The sequence below is a fragment of the Actinomycetota bacterium genome (assembly GCA_030776725.1).
In the GTDB taxonomy this organism is placed as follows: domain Bacteria; phylum Actinomycetota; class Nitriliruptoria; order Nitriliruptorales; family JAHWKO01; genus JAHWKW01.
The window spans coordinates 1-5,266 of sequence record JALYHG010000212.1; the positions used below are offsets into that span (position 1 = coordinate 1).

6 protein-coding genes and 1 tRNA gene are annotated in these 5,266 nt (G+C 68.8%); 5 read left to right on the plus strand and 2 right to left on the minus strand.

What is annotated here, in order from left to right; genetic code table 11:
* The 3 genes from kgd to M3N57_10395 form a co-directional block, all read left to right on the plus strand.
* Positions 1–1,037 (plus strand): multifunctional oxoglutarate decarboxylase/oxoglutarate dehydrogenase thiamine pyrophosphate-binding subunit/dihydrolipoyllysine-residue succinyltransferase subunit (gene kgd / locus M3N57_10385; protein ID MDP9023076.1); only part of this gene is annotated, 1,037 nt, incomplete at its 5' end.
* A gap of 2 nt (positions 1,038–1,039) precedes the next feature.
* Entirely contained in the window at positions 1,040–2,392 is a 1,353-nt protein-coding gene (locus tag M3N57_10390; protein ID MDP9023077.1) for an SLBB domain-containing protein, read from the plus strand.
* The gene (locus M3N57_10395; protein ID MDP9023078.1) at positions 2,389–3,165 is read left to right on the plus strand and encodes a glycerophosphodiester phosphodiesterase; all 777 of its coding nucleotides are present in this window, start codon (positions 2,389–2,391) and stop codon (positions 3,163–3,165) included. Before M3N57_10390 ends, M3N57_10395 begins: the two co-directional genes overlap by 4 nt.
* A gap of 29 nt (positions 3,166–3,194) precedes the next feature.
* Here the strand turns inward: M3N57_10395 and M3N57_10400 are convergent, their stop codons facing one another.
* Positions 3,195–3,521, minus strand: a complete 327-nt coding sequence (locus M3N57_10400) for a cupin domain-containing protein (GenBank protein MDP9023079.1) — start codon at positions 3,519–3,521, stop codon at positions 3,195–3,197.
* Between the two features lie 82 nt (positions 3,522–3,603).
* Complete coding sequence (locus M3N57_10405) at positions 3,604–4,296, minus strand: protein phosphatase 2C domain-containing protein (GenBank protein MDP9023080.1); 693 nt, start codon at positions 4,294–4,296, stop codon at positions 3,604–3,606.
* 125 nt (positions 4,297–4,421) lie between these two features.
* Between M3N57_10405 and M3N57_10410 the strand changes: the two genes are divergently transcribed.
* Both M3N57_10410 and M3N57_10415 read left to right on the plus strand, forming a co-directional pair.
* A tRNA-Arg gene (locus M3N57_10410) sits at positions 4,422–4,494 on the plus strand.
* A 185-nt stretch (positions 4,495–4,679) separates the two neighbouring features.
* Positions 4,680–5,266 (plus strand): potassium transporter TrkA (locus M3N57_10415; protein ID MDP9023081.1); only part of this gene is annotated, 587 nt, incomplete at its 3' end.

Here is a 5,266-nt window from a genome sequence, read left to right on the forward strand (position 1 = left end):
ACTGGCCGCTGGGCGAACAGCTCGCGTTCGGATCGCTCCTGCTCGAGGGCACCTGGGTACGGCTCGCCGGACAGGACAGCCGCCGCGGCACCTTCAGTCAGCGGCACGCCATCCTCGTCGACTACGAGACGGGCACCGAGTACGCGCCGCTCGGCAACCTCGATCGCGACCAGGGCAAGTTCTTCATCTACGACTCGTTGCTCAGCGAGTACGCGGCCGTCGGGTTCGAGTACGGGTACTCGGTCGCGAACAAGGACGCGCTGACGATCTGGGAGGCGCAGTTCGGCGACTTCGTGAACGGCGCCCAGATCATCATCGACCAGTTCATCGTCGCCGCCGAGGACAAGTGGGGTCAGACCTCGCCGTTGGTGATGCTCCTCCCGCACGGCTACGAAGGTCAGGGGCCCGAGCACTCGTCCGCCCGCATCGAGCGGTTCCTGGTCCTCGCTGCGGAAGACAACATCCAGCTCGTCAACTGCACCACGGCAGTGCAGTACTTCCACGTGCTCCGCCGCCAGAAGCACCGCGACGGCCACCACAAGCCGCTGATCGTCTTCACACCCAAGTCCCTGCTCCGCGCCAAGCAGTCGGCCTCGAGCGTCGAGGAGTTCACCACCGGCCACTTCCACGAGACGCTGGACGACGCCGGTGTGGCCGACCCCGGCGCCGTCGAGAGGGTCATCCTGTGCAGCGGGAAGATCGCGTACGAGGCGATGGAGCGGCGTGACAGCCAGGACGCGCCAGCCGCGGTCATCCGCGTCGAGCAGCTGTACCCCTGGCCGGGGGAGCAGATCGGCGAGCTCCTCGACGGCTATCCCAACGCGTCAGAGGTCATGTGGCTGCAGGAGGAACCCGACAACATGGGGCCGTGGCCGTACGTGCACTCCCGGCTGCACCGGGTCCTGCGGGAACGTGACTTGCAGCTCACCCACGTTGCGCGGCCCGAGTCGGCCAGTCCAGCGGTGGGCAGCCACACCGTGCACGAGCAGGAGCAGGAGCAGTTGCTGCGGCGCGCCTTCGCCCGGAAGGAGACCTAGCCGTGGAACCGTTCGATGCCGGACGCCGGCTGATACCCGACGAGCCCATCCTCTCGGTCGAGGACTACCTCGAGAGCGGCGGGGGTCAGGGCCTGACGACGGCGCTGCAGGGCTCGCCCGACGAGGTGATCCGCGCGGTCAGCGATTCAGGTCTGCGCGGTCGTGGTGGCGCCGGGTTCCCCACCGGGATCAAGTGGAGTTCGGTCCGCAAGGCGGGTCAAGAGGATCCCGGCTCCACGGTGTACATGGTGGCCAACGCCGCCGAGGGCGAGCCCGGTACGTACAAGGACCGGGCGATCATGACCACGAACCCGTACCAGTTCGTCGAAGGCGTCCTCATCGCCATGTACGCGGTCGGGGCTGAGCGCGGCTACATCGCGATCAAGAAGAAGTTCCAGGACCAGATCGAGAAGATCGCCGACGCGGTCGGTCAGGTCGCTGAGGCCGGATGGGAGGGTGCCGACCGCATCGACCTGGTGGGCGGCCCAGACGAGTACCTGTTCGGCGAAGAGAAGGCGATGCTCGAGGTCGTCGAGGGCAAGCTGCCGATGCCGCGGCTGGTGGCGCCCTACCAGGTCGGGCTGTTCGCGTCGATGCAGAGCCCCAACCCAACGCTGGTCAACAACGTCGAGTCGTTGACCAACGTCCCGCTGATCGTGAGCAAGGGTCCCGAGTGGTTCCGCGAGGTGGGAACCGGCGAGTCGCCCGGGACGATGGTGTTCACCGTCGTCGGCGACGTCGAGTCGCCCGGGGTCTACGAGCTGCCGCTGGGCACACCGCTGCGCACGCTGGTCGAGGACATCGCCGGTGCAACCGACGTCAAGGCGATCTTCGGAGGCGTCGCGCAAGCGGTGATCACCCCCGACATGCTCGACACCCCGATGGGGTTCGACTCGCTGGCGGAAGCCGGCGCCGGGCTGGGCAGCGGCGGGTTCGTGGTGTACGACTCGTCGCACTGCATCGTCCGGGTCATGGCGACGCTGTCACACTTCCTGGCGGTCGAGTCATGTGGTCAGTGCTGGGCGTGCATGCTGGGCACCGAGACGCTCACGGACATCCTCAACCGCATCGACCGCGGCGACGGGGTCGACGATGACGTCGACGCTCTGCTGGAACGGGCTGCGAAGGTCACCGACCAGAACCGTTGTTACCTGCCGGTCGGTGAGCAGCTGATGGTGGGCAGCACCCTGCACCGCTACGCCCAGGAGTACTCCGACCACATCGGTCGGCCATGCTGGTCCGAGCGCGAGGCGATGGTGCCCAAGATCGACAGCATCGATCTGGACACCGGCGAGGTGGTGTTCGACCGGACCTACCACCTGAAGCAACCCGACTGGACGTACGCCCAGGAGTGAGCGACAACCCCTGGCTGCAGCGGCGGGTGCTGCACCACGCCCACCGCGGCGGAGCGCTCGAGGCTCCGGAGAACACCATGCGGGCGTTCCGCGCCGGGGTCCGGGCTGGCGCGGACGGGTTGGAACTCGACGTGCGCTGCACGGCCGACGGCGTGCTGGTGGTGGCCCACGACCGTGACCTGCGCCGGGTCACCGGTCGGCCCGGCAACGTCGATGCGCTGACGCTGTCCGACGTCCGCGAACGGTCGGTGCTGGCAGCAGAACAGGCCGACGACACCGCGATCCCCACGTTACGGGAGGTCCTCGACGCCTTCCCTCAAGCGTTCCTCAACCTCGACATCAAGGACACCGCCCCGCACGTCGAGCCCTACGAGGAGCCGCTGGCCGACCTGCTCGCCGAGTACGGTCGGAGCGACGACGTGGTCGTCGGGTCGTTCCACCTGCCCGCCGTACGGTCGTTCCGCGACGCCGCGCCCCAGGTCAGCACGTCACTGGCCCCTGAGGAGGTCGTGGCGCTGTGGGAGGACCGGTGGAAGCGCGACCACCCGTCGATCCACGCGGCGCAGGTCCCAGCGACCTACGGGGACGTCGAGGTCGTCACCGTCGAGTTCGTCGAGCGGGCGCACCGGGCTGGCTTGGCGGTGCACGTGTGGACCGTCAACGAACCCGAAGAGATGTCACGCCTGATCGACCTGGGGGTGGACGGGTTGATCACCGACCGCCCCAGCGTCCTCGAACCGCTCCTGCATCAACGTGGCGTCGCGTACGCGTGAGTGGTCCTTCCTCGGGGGCTCGCGGGCCGCTAGCTGGGCAGCGCGTCGGGCCCGTCGGCGTGTGCTTCGACGCAGACGACGCCGTCCGGTCCGACGGTCGCGCGGTGCTGGGTGTCGGGTTCCAGGTCGAGGCGGTCACCGGCGTGCATCTCCAGGTCGCCGTCGTCTGTGTGGAAGGTGATCGATCCTTCAGCGCAGAACAGGATCTTGTGCGTCGTGTGGCTGTGTGCTCCGTACGTGTCGCCGGGGGCGTTGGCGAACGTCCGCGGGGTCAGCCCGACACTGCGGAAACGCTGCTCGAGGTCAGCAGCGTTGACGTCACGACCGGCTTCGCTCCGCGTGATCGAACCTCCCATCTGCTCCTCCTGTCTGGCGCTGGTCGGGCCACCGCCGGGGCAGCGGGGCGTGTCGTCTTGGGTGGTCCGCCAGGGTGCTGGGTCAGACCTCGACCACGATCACCGTGATGTTGTCCACACCGCCGCGCTCGTTGGCCGCGTCGACCAGCCGCTCACAGGCGGCCTGCGGCTCGTCGGACGTGGCGGCGATCTTGGCGATCGCGTCCTCGGGGAGCATGTCGGTGAGCCCATCGGTGCACAGCAGCAGGCGGTCCCCGGGTTCGAGGTCGATGTGGGTGACGTCCGGGTCGATCCCGTCCCCGGTGCCGAGCGCCTGGGTGATGCTGCCCCGACCGAACATGCCACCGGAGGTGTGGTCCCGGGTGATCGGCCGGAGGTCCGCGTCGCGGATCAGGTAGGCGCGGCTGTCTCCGACGTGGGCCACCCACGCCTCCTCGCCGCCGTCCGTGAGGCGAGCGACCACCGCTGTCGTCGCCATGCCGGCTCGGCGCTGATCGGCCGCGGCGTCGGAGCGGATCGCGTCGTCGGCTGCACGCAGAGCCGACACGAGCGCGTCCGCCGGGTCCCCGCGCGACAGGTCGTCGAGATGGCGGTCGAGCGTCTCGACCGCGGTCCGGCTGGCCACGTCTCCAGCCGGATGCCCGCCGAGACCGTCAGCCACCACGAAGACGTGGTGGTCCTCGTCGACCAGGAGCGCGTCCTCGTTGCGTCCCCGGACCCGACCCATGTCGCTGGCCGCCCCGACTTGCACGACAGTTCCCTCGTCCGTCCGCATCCGTTCGACCGTACCGAGCCCCAAGTCGCTGTCGGTGGCAGGTCGGACGGTCAGCCGGCTCCAGCCCGGCGCACGCAGGCACAGCCGGAGGGCGTCTCACGGCGGCAGGTACCCTCCGGACGGGAGCCCCCGTAGCTCAGTGGATAGAGCAGTGGTTTCCTAAACCATGCGCCGTAGGTTCGATTCCTACCGGGGGCACGCTCCCGCCCTTCCTGACTCGGTTCTCTGGGTGTCTCTCTTGCGCGTCGCGCCGCCGCCGGAACGTCCGTGTGCGATGACAGTTGGCGCATACGCACCGCTGTGGCGGCGACCGGACGGCCAGAGCTGCGTGCGTTCCCCTCGGATCTGCGCGACCATGCGCGGAGGCGAACGAGGAGTCGGGCGTGGTCGCCGTCTTAACGGTGATCGTGGTGGTGATCGTCTCGATCCTGATCGCGCGGATCGCGACCGTCGCCTTGACGGTCACCGGCTTGTCACGTGAGGCGGCGCGCTTCCAGGCCCGTTCGGCGCTCACCAACACCGGCTTCACCACCGGCGAGGCCGAGCGGGTGGTCGACCACCCGGTGCGCCGCCGGCTCGTGATGGCGCTGATGATCTTGGGCAACGCCGGGATCGCCACGGTCATCGCCACGTTCGTGCTGTCGTTCGCCAACGTGGGACGGGGCACGGCCGCGATACGTCTGGCCGTGCTCATCGCCGGGCTGGTCGTCGTGCTTCTGGTCGCCCGGAACGAGCGGGTGGACCGGGTGATGACGCGGGTGATCGCCCGGATGCTGCGGCAGTACACCGACCTCGATACCCGCGACTACGCGCGGTTGCTGAAGCTGTCGGGGCCGTACGCCGTCACCGAGATGACCGTCGGCGACGACGACTGGATCATCACCGACCAGCTGATGGACCGTCGCCTCACCGACGAGGGGATCATCGTGCTCGGCGTGACCCGCAGCGACGGAAGCTACATCGGCGTGCC

Bases quoted from the DNA above. Each gene is read 5' to 3' on its own strand.
- M3N57_10400 (MDP9023079.1), bottom strand. From the start codon at position 3,521: ATGGGAGGTTCGATCACGCGGAGCGAAGCCGGTCGTGACGTCAACGCT.
- M3N57_10405 (MDP9023080.1), bottom strand. From the start codon at position 4,296: ATGCGGACGGACGAGGGAACTGTCGTGCAAGTCGGGGCGGCCAGCGAC.